We start from the raw sequence: 16,227 nt of genomic DNA on the forward strand, positions 1-16,227 counted from the left end.
TTCACTTCCCCGAAGCTTGTGGTTTGTCGATACGCGGCACGCCATAGTCCGCAAGGACCGCATCAATTTCCTCGCTGCGCTCTCGAAGCGCCTGCGAGACTTCGCCATGCAGATCGAGGTCGGCATGGCGCGTGCCGATAGAAATCCCGTAGGCCATCTGAAGGACGGGCTGAGAGGGGTCGATGAGGATCGGCGTCAGCTTGAGCGGGACGGGCTCGGCCTTCGCGTAGTACCCGGCGATCGGCCCCCAGACGATGGAGACGTCAACATCACCGTCGGCCACGGCATCGACGACCGGGGAGAGCGGGGTGTCGCTCTCCGGATCGCCATAGACCATGTAGCCCTCGATGTTATCGACGATGCCGCGGCGCCCGAGATCGTGGACCGGCGGCGTGTTGAGCCCATCTTCGCCAATGAGCTGAACGCCGATCTTGAGCTTCTTCAGGGCCGGGTCGTCGTAGGAGCTGATGGTCGGGTCGCCCTTGCGCTGCAGAAAGACATAGGACGACCGGTAGTAGGGGCGCGTGGTCTCCAGGGTTCGCATGGCTGAGGGCACGCCCATCACCACATCGCAATGGCCGGCCTTGATGGTCTCGCGCAGGAAACCCCGCCGCTGGGGCATCCAGTAATATTCGAGCTTCGCGTTCATCTGGTCGGCGAGGATCTCGGCGATCTTGTTCTCGAAGCCCGAACCGTCCTTCTTTGAGTAGGGCAGGTTGTTGGGATCGGCGCAGACCCGAAGGGTCGTCGCCGCAGTGGCGGGTGCGGCCGCAAGCATGGCCACGGCCACACCCGAAAACGCTGCCAGCGCGCTATTCCGGAAGGCGGAACGCATAGAGGGTTCCTCCGGCTGTGGTGTAGTCGGGCAGGTCGGTCATGGCATTGACGAAGCCAAGCGCCGCCGATCCATCGCGCGGATCGAGATTGCCCGCCACGATGGCGCCGGACCAGCCGCCGACGCCGTCAACGACGGAGATGTATTGAGCGCCGTCGGGGCCCTTCCACGTGGTGGGCTGGCCGATGATCCCGGAGGAGGTCTTGAACTTCCAGAGCTCTTCGCCCGTGGTGGCGTTCAGGGCCTTAAACCAACCATCCATCGTGCCGTAGAAAACGACGTTGCCGGCCGTCACCACGGTGCCGCTCCAGACGGGGAAGCGCTCGTTGAGGGTCCAGACGGCCTTCTCCTTCGTCAGATCCCACGCGGTGAACTCGCCGCGATGACCGCCGGGGCCGGCCTTCATGTAGACCTCGGCACCGAGATAGGGCGTTCCGGCGATGTAGCCGACATCCATCTCCTTCAGGTCCATGCAGAGATTCTGATGGGGGATGTAGAGCAGGCCGGTCTCAGGCGAATAAGCGCTGGGCTGCCAGTCCTTGGTGCCTGGGGCGGCGGGGCAAAGATCCTTCTTAGTCTTGCCGTCGCCCGCCGGCATCTTGTCCTCGGCCCATTGGATCTTACCGGTTTTTAGATCCACGCCCTTGGAGGTGGTGATGGCGCCGTAGGGCTTGGCGGAGAGCAGCTCGCCGTTGGTGCGATCCAGGATGTAGAGATAGCCGGTGCGGCCGGGATGGACGACGACCTTCCGCGGCTCGCCCTTCCACTCCATGTCGAGGATCATGTACTCGTTGACGCCGTCATAGTCGTTCCAGTCGTGGGGGCTGGTCTGGTAGTACCAGATGGCCTCACCGGTATCGGCGTCGCGGGCGAACACGCCAGCGGTGAAGAGGTTGTCGCCCGGGCGGATCGACGAATTCCACGGCCCCGGGTTGCCGATGCCCGTGTAGATCATGTTCAGGTCCGGGTCGTAGGACATCCAGCCCCAGGCGCTGCCGCCGCCGGTCTTCCACATGCCCGACGGCCAGGTCTTCACGCCCAGATCCTCGCCCTTGTACTGGTCGTAGAAAGGCTTGAACTTCTCGCCGATCTTCACGTCCTCGTCGGGGCCCGTGCTGTTGGCGGTCCAGACGACCTCGCCGGTCTCGACATCGAGAGCCTTTACCCAGCCGCGCACGCCGAGCTCGCCGCCGGAGTTGCCGATCATGACCTTGTCGCCGGCCAGAAGCGGCGCCGAGGTTATGGTCTCGCCGCGCTCGATCTTGCCGAGTTTGGTGCGCCAGACCTCCTCGCCGGTCTTCGCATCCACGGCGACCGTGGTGACGTTCAATGTGTTGAAGATGATCTTGCCGTCGGTATAGACCGCACCGCGATTGACCACGTCGCAGCAGGCCACGCCCTGGGCGGCCAGGGGCTGGCTGGGCGTATAGGTCCATTTCAGCGGGGCGCCCTCCTTGGTCAGGTCGAGGGCGTAAAGATGGTTGGGATAAGCGGTGACGATGTAGAGCGTATCGTCGACAACGAGGGGGGCGGCTTCCTGGCCCCGGTTGACGCCAAGGGAGAAGGTGAAGGCCAGCTCCAGATCCTTCACGTTCTTCTCGTTGATCTCGTCGAGCTCGCTGAAACGGGTGAGCGCGGTGTTCTTGCCCGGCATGGTCCATTCCGGGTCGCCTGCCGACTTGGCGGCGAACTCCGGCAGTTTCGGCTTGGCGCTGGTGTCGCTAGCTGCTGACTCTTCGCCGGCCGGGCTGGCTTTGTCGTCTGTGCCTGTTTCGGTTTTGTCGGGGGCAGGACTGGTTTGCGGGGCAGAGTCTTGTTCCGGCGGTGCGTCGGTCTCCTGTCCGTAAGACGCAGCAGGAAGGCCGAGCAGGAGGAGTGCCGCGCAGCTTAGTGCGGTCATGCTCGGGATACGCAAAGGAATATGTGGCATGGCTGGAAATCGCTTTATGGGCTTCTCTGTAAACAGGCCAACCCGACGCGTCCCACCGATGTTCCACCCTAAAGCTGCTCTATTCGGTCGCAGTCGGACAAAGTTCAAACGCGGATCTTGGATAGTCTTCCCCCGCGGTCACAAAATTGCCGCGGAACCGAGGAGGCTGCTGCCGCATTCCAAGCCACGCTTATTGCTCGTGTGTTGGAAGGTGAGAGTTGCTTTGGCGCGCCGAATGTCTCATTGACAGGCGTTGCCTTTAAAACCCAACTTTCACAGTCAACAATTCGTCCCCCAGTAGCGGGGCTGAAAAAAGGGAAGGAAACGGTATGATTTCACGCTTCACTACCGCCGCGTTTGCGGCCTTCGCGATGCTCTGCCTGAGCGCCGGCGTCGCTTCTGCCGCCGACCACAAGGTCGAGATGCTGAATGACGGCGGCGACGGCCAGTACATGGTCTTCAAGCCGGAGGTCCTGAAGGTCGAGGTGGGTGACACGATCACCTTCCACCCCGTGGATCCGGGCCATAACGCCCAGACCATGCCCGAGATCTGGCCCGAGGGTGCTGAGGACTTCAAAGGCGAGATCAGCGAGGAAGTCTCCTACACGGTCGAGAAGCCCGGCGTTTACGGCGTGAAATGCCTTCCCCACTACATGATGGGCATGATTATGCTGATCGTGGCCGGCGATCCGGAGAATGCGGATCAGGTCGAGAGCTTCGAGCCGCCGCAGATGGCCGCCGAGCGTTGGGAGAAGATCAAGGGCGAGTTCGAAGAGGCCAAGTAGGGCCGGCTTGCCAAGGAATTTTCGGAAGGGTCGGCGCGCTGCGCCGGCCCTTTCTTTTTGTCTGCTATTCGGCTGAGGCGAGCTTAAGCCCGATCAGCCCAATCACGATGAGGGCTGCGCTGCCGACGCGGAACGGGGTTAGGGTTTCGCCGAGGAAGATCGATCCGATCGCAAACGTGCCGACCGCGCCGATCCCCGTCCAGGCGATGTAGCTGGTGCCAAGCGGCAAGGACTTCATGGCGTAGGAGAGCAGGAAGATCGATGGCGGGATCGTCAGGACGACGATGACGCTGGGGATCAGCCGGGTGAAGCCGTGGGATTCCTTCATGGCCCATGCCCAGGCGATCTCGATCAACCCTGCTCCGATGAGTGCAAGCCACGCCATGGTCTTCGCCCCCTCTCAAGTTTCTTGAATTCGCTGGCGCAGAAGTGAACGAAAGCATCTGGCTTGGCAAGGCGTGGCGAAGGCGCAGGTTCGCCGACGGGCTTAGCCGAGCGCCTTCAAGGCACGGGCGAGCCGGCGCATGGCGGCTTCGGCCCGATGCGGGCTTAGCGCTGCGAAGCCGAGCAGCCAGCCGCTCTTTCGCGCGCCCGCCCTGCCGAAATAGAGCCGGGTCAAGGTCGGCAACTCGATATTCTGTGCCGCAGCCGCCTTCACGGTCTCCGCCTCGTCGAGCCCCTTGTTCAGATAGGCGGCGATATGCAGCCCGCCAGCCGGGTGCTGGGCTTGGGCGAACGGTGACAGATGCTTCTCGAACGCGGTGAGGAACGCATCGCGGCGGCCGCGATAGAGGTCGCGCATGCGCCGGATATGAGCAGTGAAATGGCCCTCGCTCATGAAGCGGGCCAGCACAGCCTGGGGGAGGGTGGCGGTATGTCCGTCGATCAGGGTGCGGGCCGCGACGAAGGCGGGCATCAGGCTTTCGGGCAGCACGAGATAGGCGATGCGCAAGGACGGAAACAGCACCTTGGAGAAGGTGCCGAGATAGAGCACGCGGCCTGACGGATCGAGCCCCTGGATGGCGGAGATAGGGCGGCTATCGTAGCGGAACTCGCTGTCGTAATCGTCCTCGATGATCCAGCTCCCGTTCTCGTTGGCCCAGTGGATGAGGGCCAGGCGCCGCTCCAGGCTGAGGGTGGCTCCGGTGGGATATTGGTGGGAGGGCGTGACGTAGACCGCTCTCGCGCCGGCGGCCTTTTCTCGGAGACGGTCTGTTTTGAGGCCCTCCTCATCGACGGAGACAGGGGCAAGCTTCAGCCCAACACCTTCGAAGCCGAGGCGGGCGCCATGGAAGCCGGGGTTTTCGAGGGCGACCGTATCGCCCGGCTCCAGGAGCAAAGTGGCGATCAGGCCGAGCGCCTGCTGAGAGCTGTTGAGGATGAGGATCTGTTCGGGGCGGCAGGTGACGCCGCGATGGGTGGCAAGGTAGCGGGCGATCTCGCTGCGGAGCTCCGGCAGTCCTTGAGCATCCGCGTAGAGAAGCCGCGGGGGGATGTCGCTCAGCACGCGATTGCTGAGCGTCTTCCATATCGCGGCGGGGAACTGATCCACGTCGGGAAGGATCACGAAGGGATGGGCATCGTTGTGATCGCGCACCCCGCCCGAGCGGGCGATCTCCTTGCCGCGCGCCGAAAGCGCTGCCGTGGTGATCGGTGGACTTGCCTGTGGGCGGCCGGACTTCTGGAGCGGGAAGGCATGGTCCGTCTCTGCGGCGAAGGTGCCGCTGCCGCTCTTGCGCTGCAGATAGCCTTCCAATTCGAGCTGCTGATAGACGCTCTCCACCGTATCGCGCGAGACGCCGGCCTCTTTCGCCAGCAGGCGGCTGGAGGGAAGCCGGTCGCCGGGCGGGATGTGGCCTTCGGCGATCAGGCGGCGCAGGGCGTTCTGCAGCCGCGCCGTGAGCAGTCCGCCATGGGCGTCTTCCTCCTCCAGAAGAGTAATCAGCGTTGCAGGTGTGGAGCGCATAAGCGGTCTGCCTCAAATGGTGCAAGTGGCTGGGTCAAGCAGACCAATCTAGCGCTATGCTTGTTGGGTTGCGATGCGAAATTCTGGGAGATCTGCGGCTATGAGCGTTGCTGGCGATATCGAAACCAAGACCACCTGTCCGCGGGATTGCTACGATGCGTGCGGGATAAGCGTGGTGGTGCGCGACGGCGAGATCCACAAGGTGATGGGCGATCCCGACCATGCCGTCACCCGCGGCTCGCTCTGCCAGAAATGCGCCATCGCGTATAACGGAGCCTTCCTCGATCCAGGACAGCGGCTCGCTTTTCCCATGAAGCGGGTGGGCAAGAAGGGTGACGCGACCTTCCAGGCGGTAACCTGGAATTACGCCCTGTCGGATATCGCCAAGCGCCTGGAGAAGATCCTGGCCAAGCGCGAGGCATCCACGATCCTGCATACCCATTACACGGGCACCGTCTCGGTGATCGCAGGCTCGTTTCCCATGCGCTTCTTCAACCGGCTCGGTGCGACGGAGGTCGATCCCGATACGATCTGCAACAAGGCGGGGCATGTGGTGCTGGAGCATATGTTCGGCACCTCGGTCACCGGATTCGATCCCGAACAGATCGCGAATGCCAACGCGCTGTTGATCTGGGGCGGCAATCCGTCGAGCACCGCGCCCCATATGCATAGCGACTGGATCGGCTCCAGCGACGCCAAGGTGATCGTCATCGACCCGATCGCTCATGAAACGGCGCAAGCCGCCGATCTCCATCTGCAGCCCAAGCCAGGAAGCGACGCGGCATTGGCCTTCGGACTGCTGCATGTGATCAAGCGGGAAGGGTTGCTCGACCGCGGCTTTCTCGACGCTCATGTGCTCGGCTTCGATCTGGTGGAGCCGGCTATCGATGCGGCGACGCTGCAAGTAACGGAAGCGAAGACCGGTGTGCCGGCCGCCCTGATCGAAGAGGCGGCGACGGTTTTCAGCGCCGGGCCTGCACTGCTCTGGCTTGGCCAGGGCATGCAGCGCCAGCCGCGGGGCGGCAACGCCTTCCGGGCAGCTTCCCTGCTTAGCGTGGCGACGGGCTATCTCGGCCAGAAGGGAGCGGGCTTCTGCTATCTCAATGGGGCGGAGACCCGCGGCGTCGATAAGGCGTTTATCGTGGGCGACGAGCTTCGCAGCGATGGCGGCTCCAGCATCAGCCATAATGATCTGGCCGACACCCTGGCCGATCCGGTGCGGGCCTCGGCGCTGTTCACCTGGAACAATAATGTGCTCGCCTCGAGCCCGAGCCAGTCGAAGCTGCGGGCGGCCCTTTCACGCGAGGACCTGTTCACCGTGGTGGCCGATTTGTTTCTCACCGATACGGCGGCCTATGCGGATTACGTCCTGCCGGCGGCGAGCTTCTTCGAGTTCGACGATCTGATCTTTCCCTATTTCAACAACACGATGTCCGCTCAGACCGGGACGATTCCGCCGCTCGGCGAGTCGCTGCCCAATCAGGAGATTTTCCGGCGGCTGGCGCGGCGCATGGGCTATGAGGAGCCGCAGCTCTATGAGAGCGACCGCTCCATCATCGATCGGCTGATGGCGCAGACCAGTTACGACGGTGCCTTCGAGGACTTGCAGGCAGTGGGCACAGTGCGGCTGTTCGATGAGCCGCCGATCCAGTTCGAGTCGCTGGAGTTCGCCACGCCCTCAGGGAAGATCGAGGTGGCGTGCGAAAGCCTGGCGGCGATGGGCCAGCCGCTGGTGCCGGAGCCTCACGCGGACGAGGAGACCCGGGAGGGCTGGCTGCGGGTGCTTTCGCCCGCCTCGCCCTGGCTGATGAACTCCACCTATTGCAACGACCGGAAGATCCAGTCTCGCATCGGCGCGCCGAAATGCTTCCTTGCGAAAGCGGAGCTGGAGCGGCGTGGGCTGAAGGACGGAGACCAGGTCGTGCTCAGAAACGAGACCGGTGCGTTGACCCTGGAGGCGGCCGTCTCCGAAGCGGTGCCCGAGGGCGTCGCGCTGGTCTACAAGGGGCGCTGGCTCGGCCGGTCCCATAAGGACGCCAACGTGAATGTTCTGAATATCGGACTGAAGGCCGACGTCGCCGAAAGCACAGCGGTGCACGGCGTGGCGGCGGAGCTCGTTCCCGCTTAGGTCGCTAGCCGGGCAACCCCCAATTGTGCAGAGTCGTCTGACTGGACGTCTTGATCGTTTCCCCCACACCGCCCGATCTTGGAGGCAGAATGAAAGTTCTCGTATTGCAGCATCTCGAAATCGAGCACCCCGGTATCTTCCTGGACTTCTTTGCCGAGGACGGGATCGAAGTCACCACCGTGGAGCTGGACGAGGGAGAGGCGATCCCCGATCTGGAGCCGTTCGACTTCATGGTCGTGATGGGCGGTCCCCAGGATGTCTGGCAGGAGGACGAGTTCCCCTGGTTCGTTCCTGAGAAAGAGGCGATCCGGAAATTCGTCGTCGATATGGGGCGGCCTTATCTCGGCATGTGCCTCGGCCACCAACTTCTGGCTGCTGCGATTGGCGGCGAGGTCGCGCCCGGCGAGGCCGAGGTTGGCGTGCTGCCGCTTCAGAAGACCGAGGCAGGCAAGGAGGCCCCCTTCCTGAAGGGCGTTCCCGATACGATCAAAGCGCTGCAATGGCATGGCGCGGAAGTGAAGTCAGTGCCGTCAGACGCGACAGTGCTTGCCTCGTCCGATGTCTGCCCGATCCAGATCTTCCGCTACGGTGATTGTGCCTATGGGCTGCAGTGCCACGTGGAGATCACCGAGGAGACGGTGGATGCCTGGGCCCGCGTGCCGGAATACAAGGCCGCGCTCGAGAAGTCGCAAGGGCCCGGCGCGCTGGATGCCTTGCGCGCAGAGGTCGTCGAGAACCTGCCGGGCTTCAATGCCGATGCCCGCAAGCTCTACGACAACTTCAAGGCGATCCTCATGGAGAAGCGCGGCTAACGCCGCTTCAGCCTTCGATCGCGCGCGCGGCCATTTCCTGAGAGGCTTTTTCCAGCACCTTCTGGACCCGGAGCGCCTCGCGCCCATCGGTGCGGGGCGTGGCGCCGGTCGCGATGCAGTCCAGGAAGTGGCGGCACTCTTCTTTGAGCGGCTCTGCCTGGGGCACGGGAACCGGCTCAGCGTCGGCCTTGCTCGGCACGGGCAGGTCGTCGTCCCAGCTAAGCCCGTGGGGGTAGAGCATCAGCTTGTTCTCCCAGGCCTCGCCATCGTTGAAGACGGCCATGGCCTTCGAGCCGATCACCACAAGCTTGTGCTCCTTGAAGGGGTGGAACCAGGAGACGAAGATCTTGGCGTGGGGCTTGCCTGGGAAGTTCAGGTGGATCGTCACGGTATCGGCGACGTCGGGCTTCAGATGGCACGCGCCGACGGCCTCGATCTCGTCCGGCTCCGCGTCCATGAGGGAAAGCACCATGGAAATATCGTGGGGCGCGAGGTCCCAGAGCGCATTCTGATCGCGCACAATGCGGCCCAAGGCCAGCCGGTTGGAATAGACGAAGCGAAGGTCGCCGAGCTTGCCGTCCTCTACGAGCTTCCGCAGGGCCTGGAAGACCGGGTGATACTGCAAGAGATGGCCGACCATGAGGGTCAGGCCCTTTTCCTCGGCCAGGGCGCATAGCTCTTCCGACTGGGCGAGGCTGAGGGTCAGCGGCTTTTCAACATAGACATGCTTGCCGGCCTGAAGCGCTTGCTTGGCGATCTCGTAATGGGCATCGCCCGGCACGGCGACCACGAAGCCGTCGATGGTCTCGTCCTGAAGGGCGGCGGCGAAGTCGAGGGCCCGCGCCCCGTGCTGCTCGGCGAAGGCGGCGGCCGTCCCAGGCGCATTGTCGATCACGGCCTCGAGGGCACCGAGGTCAGCGAAGTTGCGGATGAGGTTCTTGCCCCAGGCGCCGCAGCCGATCACCGCCACGCGTGGCGTCGCCATGCTTCCTCCGCTTCGATTTTCCGGTCGTGTGAGATCTTGCGTGTCAGACATGCGCCACCCGTTTTTGTAGTTCCCCAAGTCGTCTCTCGAGCCCCGTCCGCCGGCCTTCCCTCGTGGGAACGCGCACCTGTGATTGCAGGTGTGCGGCATAACCGATGTCGGGGATTGTCTCTTTTACAGGGCCGGATTTCTGCACGAAGCGCGCAAGGCCAGCAACTCACATCCTGTTACAGTTAATGAGCCGTTGCGGCATAGCGCCGGCTGTCTTCTCCATCCAACGGAAGCCAGGCTCCAGGCACTCAGGCGGACCTCCAGACCCTGAGGTGGAGGGAAGCGCTGGACTCTTCATTAAGGTTGCGTATATTTCTAGATGCAACTTATAGGTTAGTCTGTGGCCGGGTGCGCGGAGCCGACTTCGCATCCGACTGGGGTGGGGCGAGACGGGAGATGAGTACGGAAAAAACGTCCGGGGCGAATTTTTGGGACAAACCGAAAAGTTGGGCATCCACACTTGGCTCCGGAATGTCAGTTTCACGCACGGCATCGCCTACGATGATGAAGGCCAATGTCTACTTCGTGCTTATCGTTGTTGCGCTGCTTCTCTATTGCCTGCCGCTCCTTTTGATCGCTTTGCATTATTTCTCCTACGGGACCGAAGGTACGCCGCTCGATCCCGTTGAGGATACGGTCCAATGGTTTGTGAAATTCGCCACGAATCCCGACCAGCCAGGCGGGACCTTCCACAATATTCTGATGCCGCTGATCACATTCATCGCGGCGACGAGCTTTGCCACGGCAGCCTCCGCCGGGCGCACGCTTGTGCTGTCGCTGCTGATACTGGGCTTCATCTTCCTCGCGATCTTCATGGATGTTGCGTTTCAGGTGAACTTCACCGGTGACGCTTCCAAGCTGGCCCCCTTCTTCAGTCAGATCTCAGAGACCCTCACGACCTACCTGATGCTGATACTCGGTCTCCAGGCGGCCACTGTGGTGGGGCCGGACTACCAACAGATGGTCAAACCAAAGCCGCCCCCGACCGGGGGCGCGAAACCCAAGCCCACGCGAACAGGAGGCAAGTAGCGATGTCCTATCGTTTGAATGTCCTGAGGGTTCTTGTTTTGGGCGTGGCGGTGGCGACGGGTGCCGCGGCTCGGGCGGAGTCGGTGAGGCTGCATTTCATGCCTGATCCAGAGCCCAAGAAGATCATCGTATGGGAGGATTTCTCCTCATCCACCATCAGGCCTCCGGATCCCTTCGAATACGAGCTCAGCTGGAAGGACGGCGATGTGACCCGAGACATCGTCATCCATATCAGCTGGGAGTCCCAATCCGAGGAATTGCCGTTGCGGCTGACCCATCGGCATACGAGAGAGACGGTCTCGCTTCCTTTGAAGGAGCCGCTATTCGAGAGTGGATTTGACGAAGCAGCAGCGCACTGCCGGGACGTTGTCGCCTCCTCATATTCAACGCTCATTCCGCTTTACCTGACATGCCGAGAGCTGTTTCAGCGAACGTCTGACGGCAGCTTTTACAGATTCTGGGCTCTCAAAGGGTGGCTGGACACGGCGTATCGATTGACGACCGGTCATAACAGTCCCTTCCAGTGGGACACCAACGTACAGAAGATCATCGAGGAGTTTGAGGCGAAGGCGAATTCAGACCCGGACTCGAACTTCGCCATAAAGTACCGGAAGGTCTTCCCAAAGACCTATGTGGATCGATTGCTGAGCCAAGTGCGCCAAAGCCAGCTCATGATTGTCCAGGAGGTTCCCACACTTATCAAAGAAGGACGCCTGGAAGAGGCCTTGGCCGTGAACAAATCGGCGATGGAGATCTACTCAGACGTTAGCGCCGAGACCGGGTTGTCGGTCGTCAATGGCATAAACGCTCAGCTTCTTGAGGACAACGAGCGCTACATACGTGGGCGACTGGGAGGCGATAAAGGGTAGCTCCGCCCTAGTAGGGTCAGCGCGCGAAGCTGAGGAGGGCGAAGCGCCAGGCCTCTTGCTTGTCGCCGGGCCAGAGTTCCTCGCGGGTCGGTGGGTTGTGGGGCGGCTCGATGCCGGTCACCTCGGCGGCCATGTAGCGGCCCGTCTCGCGGATGCGCACCGTGCCGTCGGGAAATTCCTTCTCCAACACCTTTTTCAGGTCGTCCGCATCCTCGGCGATGGCGTCGCTGTCGATCTGGCGCGGCGCGCCGTCGATCAGCTCGGCGGTCGCGATCTTGGACGCGCGGAAGCCGTCGTGGACGATGTCGACGGAGATGATGAGGGCGGCCACGGAGTCCGCCCACCAGAAGCCGAAGCCCACGCCCAGGATGCCGAGGGTCGCGGCCAGCCCGGTCATCCAGTCCGCCTTCTGCATGAGGGAGTCGGTGTAGAGCACCTTGTCGTAGAGCTTGCGCGCGATGGGCTGCTTCATGCGGCCGATGATGACGGGCGGGATCACCGAATAGATGAGGGCTGCGATCATCAGCCAGCCCATCCACACTTGCGTGCCTAAGATCTCGATGGGGCCGATGGTCGGGTGCTCCTGCATGATCAGCTTGGAGCCGGCGTCGTAGATCAGATAGCCGCCCATGAAGAAGAGCGCCGTCGCGGCGATGAGGAAGGCGAGGCTGTTGGCGCGCATGAAGCCGAAGGGGAAGTACCGGGTCGGCGATTTGCGCTCGAAATGAAGGGCGAGCAGGAAGACGATGGCTGGGACGAGGCCGAGGGTGTCCTCCACCCAGGCGGATTTCATGGCCTGGCTGGAACCCATCACGAAGGCCATGGCGACCACGATGGTGGCCTGCCAGAAGATCGTCCACCATTCCAGGCGAACGGCTCGGTTGATATCGTCCTGGATGGGCTCCGGCAACTTGCTCATCTCGCGCCCCCTCACTGCGATCTCACCTGCTTCTGCACCAGCATCAGCCAGCGGTTCTCCCCTTTGCGGACAAGGGCGCGGAGCTGAGGCGTCTCGCTCTCTTCGTCCGCTCTTTTCACGGGCTTCGTGACGGCGGCGTGCTTCTTCCACGGCGTGGATTTGGCAAAGCTGCCGATGACGATGTCGAGCTCTCCCGTCTCCAGCTTGGGGACCAGGATCTCGGCCGCGCCTTCGTCGAAAACGGGCTCGGCCTCCGCCGACTTGGCGATGGCCTCGGCTAGGGCCTTCTCGCGAGCATTGTCCTGATCGGCGCCGGCAATCAGCCCGGCGCGCATCTCGCCTGTCTCGCGGACATGCTCCGTGGTCTCGACCGGATCTTTCGGGAAGTCGTCGCAGCCGGCCAGGGTCAGGCCGAGGGCGATAATCGCAAGCGGTATGAAACTTCGTGTGGTGCGCACGGTTGGATCGATGGCTGAGTATCAATTTCCTGGTGTGTTTTCCCAACGCGTGCGCCTTTTTTGGGTTCCTGATGGCTCGGTGTTGGGGGGCAGCCGGAACCGCGCAGGCGAAGGGAGAGGCAGTGATGGCAGAGAACTCAGAACAGGACTCCGAGGCGCAAAAATCACTTTGGATACGGATCCGGGACTCCCTCCTGTCCCATCTGCGGAGCCTCCGCCTGACCAAGGAGCAAGCGCTCCATGCGGGGCGGACGGGGCTTCAGGCGGCGGTCGCCGTGGCCGCCACCTTCGTGGCCATGCGGGCGCTCGGCATGCCGGAGAAGTTCGTAGGGCTGATTTCGGCGATCTTCGTGCTGCAGCCCAGCGTGGGGAATACCCTGGTCACGGCTATCGATCGGCTGCTCGCCACCATCGTCGGCAGCGTGGTGGGCGCGCTCTGCATCTCCCTCATTCCGTATGGCTACGGCACAGCCGTCTCGCTCGCGGTCACCATGTTCGCCATCAACGCCATCGCCGGCATCCGGCCCGATTGGCAATACGGTGTTGTCGCGGGGCTCGCTATCGCGCTGGGCGGCGATGGGAACACTATGGAGACGGCGCTGGACCGGTTCTGGGCGATCGCGCTCGGCGGCTCGATCGGTGTCGCGGTCTCTCTCATCGTCTGGCCCGACACAGGCAACAAGCGCACGCGGCGGAAGCTCTCCACGGCGCTGATGGCCTGCTCGGAGCTACTCGATACCATGATCGCGGCGGTGGCCGGCGGCAAGGCCGAGGAGGTGGACCACGCGATGCAGAACTATTCCAGCGCCATCGGCGAGGCACGGGCCGCGGCGGAAGGCGTCGTGCTGGCCGACAGCAAACCCCTGGAGAACCGGATCGACCAGACGGAGAAGCTCTATACGTCGATCCTCATGCTCAAGCGGGTGACCGAGGCCAACGATTCCCAGGCCATCGCCGATCAGCCGGCGATGCGGGAGGCGATCGACGGCTTCCGCTGCTGCGCCGGCGATCTTGTGGAGCAGCTCGCCCGGGAAGAGACGCTCACTGACGACGCGCTCGACACCTTGAAAGACGATCTCGAAAAAGTGCGGGCGTGCGCGATGAATGACAGCGAGGAGCGCTTCGAGGTGCTGCTCGACAATGCGCTCATGTTCGGGCTGGGCGAGATCGTTCTCTCGATCGAGAATCTGAAGAACGCCTACGACCGGAACTATCGGGGGTCGATCATCGATTGGAGCGCGGATCTCGCGAGCGGCCGTTTCCGGCGGCCGGACCTCGATCCCAGCAAGCTCAATCCGCTGAACGGGCGGTGAGCGGGGTCAGGCCGAAGCCACAGCGTCCAAGGCCCGCTTGCTGAGGTTGGCCAGGGCGACATCGCCGTCGGTCACGTAGTGGTTGACCGTTCCGGTCTCGAGCTTGTCGCCCGCATCGTAGAGGGTGATCCGGTCGATCGCCTTCGCCTGCTTCAGCTCGGCCATGATGAAATCCCGCTCCATGTTGGTGTCGGAGTCCGTAGCGTGGGTGACCTGAAAGGTCAGCTTGGTGAAGGAGAAGCCTGTGTCCTTGGTGCCGGCGCCGATCCAGAGCAGCTCCGCGCCCGGCTTCGGCCGGTCCGTGTTCAGCCAGAATTCCGGCGTCGTCAGCTCGGCTTCGGCCTCCGTTACCTCGGCGAGGCTCTTGGCCCAGAACCGCACATGGTGGCGCCTGCGGGGGCTATCGCCGATGGGCTTCTGGAAGCCGAAATCCTGCCCGCGTCCGAACAGAAAAAGCGTTGAGAAGGGCGCTTTCGGATAGGGCCGGTTGAACAGGAAAGCCTGGGCCATGCGAAGCGAGCTGGTCAGCCCCAGCGGGTCCGCCTCATGCCACCCGGCGGCGGCGAAGGCGGCGCGCAACTCGTCCTCGGTGCCGATGAGGGTGAGGTTCACCGGATCGCCCGGCAGGCCGTCGCCAGTGACCGTGTAGCGGGGGACGTGCTTCCGGAGCTGGATCTTGAGCCCCATGCGCACGGCGTAGGGCAGGATCACATAGGCCCCGATGCCGTATGTGATGGCGAGGGCCAGAATGGTCGGCAGATCGGAATCGGCCCAGTTGAAGACGTAGACGATCAGCCAGACGGCGAGCGCGCCGAGGCCGAAGATCGCCAGGCGTTGCAATGTCAGGAGCAGAAATCTCACAGGCGCAATCGAGCTGAGGCCGGGCTGCCGGCCGGGACAAGAGTTGCGGGATGCTCCCCTGTCCCGAGTGCGGCGTCAAGAAAACGGGGCTGCGCGGCTCCGTCCGCTTGATGCGGGCTGCGAAACGTCGGACCTTGCAGCCCGAGGGCGGAGGCCTATCGACCGCGAGGCGGGGCCAGCCGCCAGATTTGGATGTGAGATGCCGGCGCACGCGCGCCGGGGCGGGTGTTGTGGTGCTTGAAGGTGATGAGATTCAGCCGCTGATCGAGGCGGTCCATGAAGAGTTCGTGCCCTATCTGGGCGAGGGGAAGGTTGCCGACTACATACCCGAGCTCGCCAAAGTCGATCCTCACCGGCTTGCGATCGCTGTCGCGACCGCCGACGGCCGGGTCTACAGCACCGGTGACGACGCGGAAGCGTTCACGATCCAAAGCATCTCGAAGGTGTTCGCTCTGACGCTTGCGCTCGGCAAGGTGGGCGACGACCTATGGCGCCGGGTGGGCCGGGAGCCTTCGGGCACGCCGTTCGATTCCATCATCCAGCTCGAGCACGAGCAGGGCATCCCGCGTAATCCCTTCATCAATGCGGGCGCCCTGGTGGTGACCGATATTCTCCTGTCGGGCTATCAGCCGCGGGAGACGATTGGCCAACTGCTCGAATTCGTTCGGTACGTCGCCAATGACGAGACAATCGCCGTCGACCCGGTGGTGGCGCGGTCGGAGACGGAGCACGGCTATCGGAACCGGGCGCTCGCCAATTTCATGCTTGGCTTCGGCAATATCGAGCACGCCGTCGATCTGGTGCTCGGCGTCTATTTCCATCAATGCGCCATCGCCATGGATTGCCGCCAGCTCGCCAAGGCCGGGCTGTTCCTGGCCACGGGCGGGAAGCTCGCCCACCGGAATACGGGTGTGGTGTCGACCCTGCGGGCGCGGCGGATCAATGCGCTGATGCTCACCTGCGGACAGTATGACGGGTCCGGCGATTTCGCCTTCCGGGTGGGGCTCCCCAGCAAGAGCGGAGTCAGCGGCGGGCTACTCGCGATCGTTCCTAATGTCGGTTCGGTTGCCGTCTGGTCACCGGCCCTCAACAAGCAGGGCAACTCGCTGATCGGCACGCTAGCATTGGAGCGGCTCGCCGAGCGCGCAGGCTGGTCGATCTTCTGAGCTGCCTAGGCGCAGGCCCTAGAAGATCTCTGCGGAGCGCCGAAAGTGGACGACTCTTGCTTGCTGAGGCGCGGGGTTTCGATTTCCCCGTTTCAGTGGCTATGATGACTTCATCCAGCT

Annotated in this window: 15 protein-coding genes; 7 read left to right on the forward strand and 8 right to left on the reverse strand. The window is 63.0% G+C overall.

Going from position 1 to position 16,227, the window contains the following annotated elements; translation table 11 throughout:
- Window position 1 precedes the first annotated feature (1 nt).
- The gene (locus ACFQ2F_RS03090; protein WP_379085537.1) at window positions 2–835 is read right to left on the reverse strand and encodes a quinoprotein dehydrogenase-associated putative ABC transporter substrate-binding protein; all 834 of its coding nucleotides are present in this window, start codon (window positions 833–835) and stop codon (window positions 2–4) included.
- Entirely contained in the window at window positions 813–2,735 is a 1,923-nt protein-coding gene (locus ACFQ2F_RS03095) for a PQQ-dependent dehydrogenase, methanol/ethanol family (RefSeq protein WP_379085540.1), read from the reverse strand. Before ACFQ2F_RS03095 ends, ACFQ2F_RS03090 begins: the two co-directional genes overlap by 23 nt.
- A 359-nt stretch (window positions 2,736–3,094) precedes the next feature.
- Here ACFQ2F_RS03095 and ACFQ2F_RS03100 point away from each other — a divergent pair, with 359 nt between their 5' ends.
- Window positions 3,095–3,550, forward strand: coding sequence for a pseudoazurin (locus tag ACFQ2F_RS03100; protein ID WP_379085543.1), 456 nt, complete (start codon window positions 3,095–3,097; stop codon window positions 3,548–3,550).
- Between the two features lie 64 nt (window positions 3,551–3,614).
- On the opposite strand, the gene ACFQ2F_RS03105 is transcribed toward ACFQ2F_RS03100, so the two are convergent.
- On the reverse strand, window positions 3,615–3,935 hold the full coding sequence (locus ACFQ2F_RS03105) for a DMT family transporter (protein WP_379085546.1): 321 nt from the start codon (window positions 3,933–3,935) through the stop codon (window positions 3,615–3,617).
- A 102-nt stretch (window positions 3,936–4,037) separates the two neighbouring features.
- Complete coding sequence (gene pdxR / locus ACFQ2F_RS03110) at window positions 4,038–5,516, reverse strand: MocR-like pyridoxine biosynthesis transcription factor PdxR (protein WP_379085549.1); 1,479 nt, start codon at window positions 5,514–5,516, stop codon at window positions 4,038–4,040.
- Between the two features lie 100 nt (window positions 5,517–5,616).
- Between pdxR and ACFQ2F_RS03115 the strand changes: the two genes are divergently transcribed.
- Both ACFQ2F_RS03115 and ACFQ2F_RS03120 read left to right on the forward strand, forming a co-directional pair.
- Window positions 5,617–7,644, forward strand: a complete 2,028-nt coding sequence (locus ACFQ2F_RS03115) for a molybdopterin-containing oxidoreductase family protein (RefSeq protein WP_379085552.1) — start codon at window positions 5,617–5,619, stop codon at window positions 7,642–7,644.
- A gap of 89 nt (window positions 7,645–7,733) precedes the next feature.
- The gene (locus ACFQ2F_RS03120; RefSeq protein ID WP_379085554.1) at window positions 7,734–8,456 is read left to right on the forward strand and encodes a type 1 glutamine amidotransferase; all 723 of its coding nucleotides are present in this window, start codon (window positions 7,734–7,736) and stop codon (window positions 8,454–8,456) included.
- 7 nt (window positions 8,457–8,463) lie between these two features.
- Here ACFQ2F_RS03120 and ACFQ2F_RS03125 read toward each other — a convergent pair whose 3' ends face one another.
- Window positions 8,464–9,441 carry a Gfo/Idh/MocA family protein gene (locus ACFQ2F_RS03125; protein ID WP_379085557.1) on the reverse strand — a complete coding sequence of 326 codons (978 nt, stop codon included), beginning with the start codon at window positions 9,439–9,441 and terminating at the stop codon, window positions 8,464–8,466.
- A 447-nt stretch (window positions 9,442–9,888) separates the two neighbouring features.
- Between ACFQ2F_RS03125 and ACFQ2F_RS03130 the strand changes: the two genes are divergently transcribed.
- On the forward strand, window positions 9,889–10,521 hold the full coding sequence (locus ACFQ2F_RS03130; RefSeq protein ID WP_379085559.1) for a hypothetical protein: 633 nt from the start codon (window positions 9,889–9,891) through the stop codon (window positions 10,519–10,521).
- A 2-nt stretch (window positions 10,522–10,523) separates the two neighbouring features.
- On the forward strand, window positions 10,524–11,390 hold the full coding sequence (locus ACFQ2F_RS03135) for a hypothetical protein (protein ID WP_379085562.1): 867 nt from the start codon (window positions 10,524–10,526) through the stop codon (window positions 11,388–11,390).
- Window positions 11,391–11,406: 16 nt separating this feature from the next.
- On the opposite strand, the gene ACFQ2F_RS03140 is transcribed toward ACFQ2F_RS03135, so the two are convergent.
- On the reverse strand, window positions 11,407–12,309 hold the full coding sequence (locus ACFQ2F_RS03140; RefSeq protein WP_379085564.1) for a cation diffusion facilitator family transporter: 903 nt from the start codon (window positions 12,307–12,309) through the stop codon (window positions 11,407–11,409).
- Window positions 12,310–12,320: 11 nt separating this feature from the next.
- Window positions 12,321–12,767 (reverse strand): hypothetical protein, encoded by a 447-nt coding sequence (locus ACFQ2F_RS03145; protein ID WP_379085567.1) that lies wholly within the window; start codon window positions 12,765–12,767, stop codon window positions 12,321–12,323.
- A 125-nt stretch (window positions 12,768–12,892) separates the two neighbouring features.
- Here ACFQ2F_RS03145 and ACFQ2F_RS03150 point away from each other — a divergent pair, with 125 nt between their 5' ends.
- Complete coding sequence (locus tag ACFQ2F_RS03150; protein ID WP_379085569.1) at window positions 12,893–14,080, forward strand: FUSC family protein; 1,188 nt, start codon at window positions 12,893–12,895, stop codon at window positions 14,078–14,080.
- Between the two features lie 6 nt (window positions 14,081–14,086).
- Here the strand turns inward: ACFQ2F_RS03150 and ACFQ2F_RS03155 are convergent, their stop codons facing one another.
- Entirely contained in the window at window positions 14,087–14,941 is an 855-nt protein-coding gene (locus ACFQ2F_RS03155) for an LssY C-terminal domain-containing protein (protein ID WP_379085572.1), read from the reverse strand.
- 251 nt (window positions 14,942–15,192) lie between these two features.
- On the opposite strand from ACFQ2F_RS03155, the gene ACFQ2F_RS03160 reads away from it, so the two are divergent.
- Window positions 15,193–16,107 carry a glutaminase gene (locus ACFQ2F_RS03160; RefSeq protein WP_379090586.1) on the forward strand — a complete coding sequence of 305 codons (915 nt, stop codon included), beginning with the start codon at window positions 15,193–15,195 and terminating at the stop codon, window positions 16,105–16,107.
- Window positions 16,108–16,227: the final 120 nt, after the last annotated feature.

The sequence above is a fragment of the Methyloligella solikamskensis genome (genome assembly GCF_042676065.1).
GTDB lineage: Bacteria > Pseudomonadota > Alphaproteobacteria > Rhizobiales > Methyloligellaceae > Methyloligella > Methyloligella solikamskensis.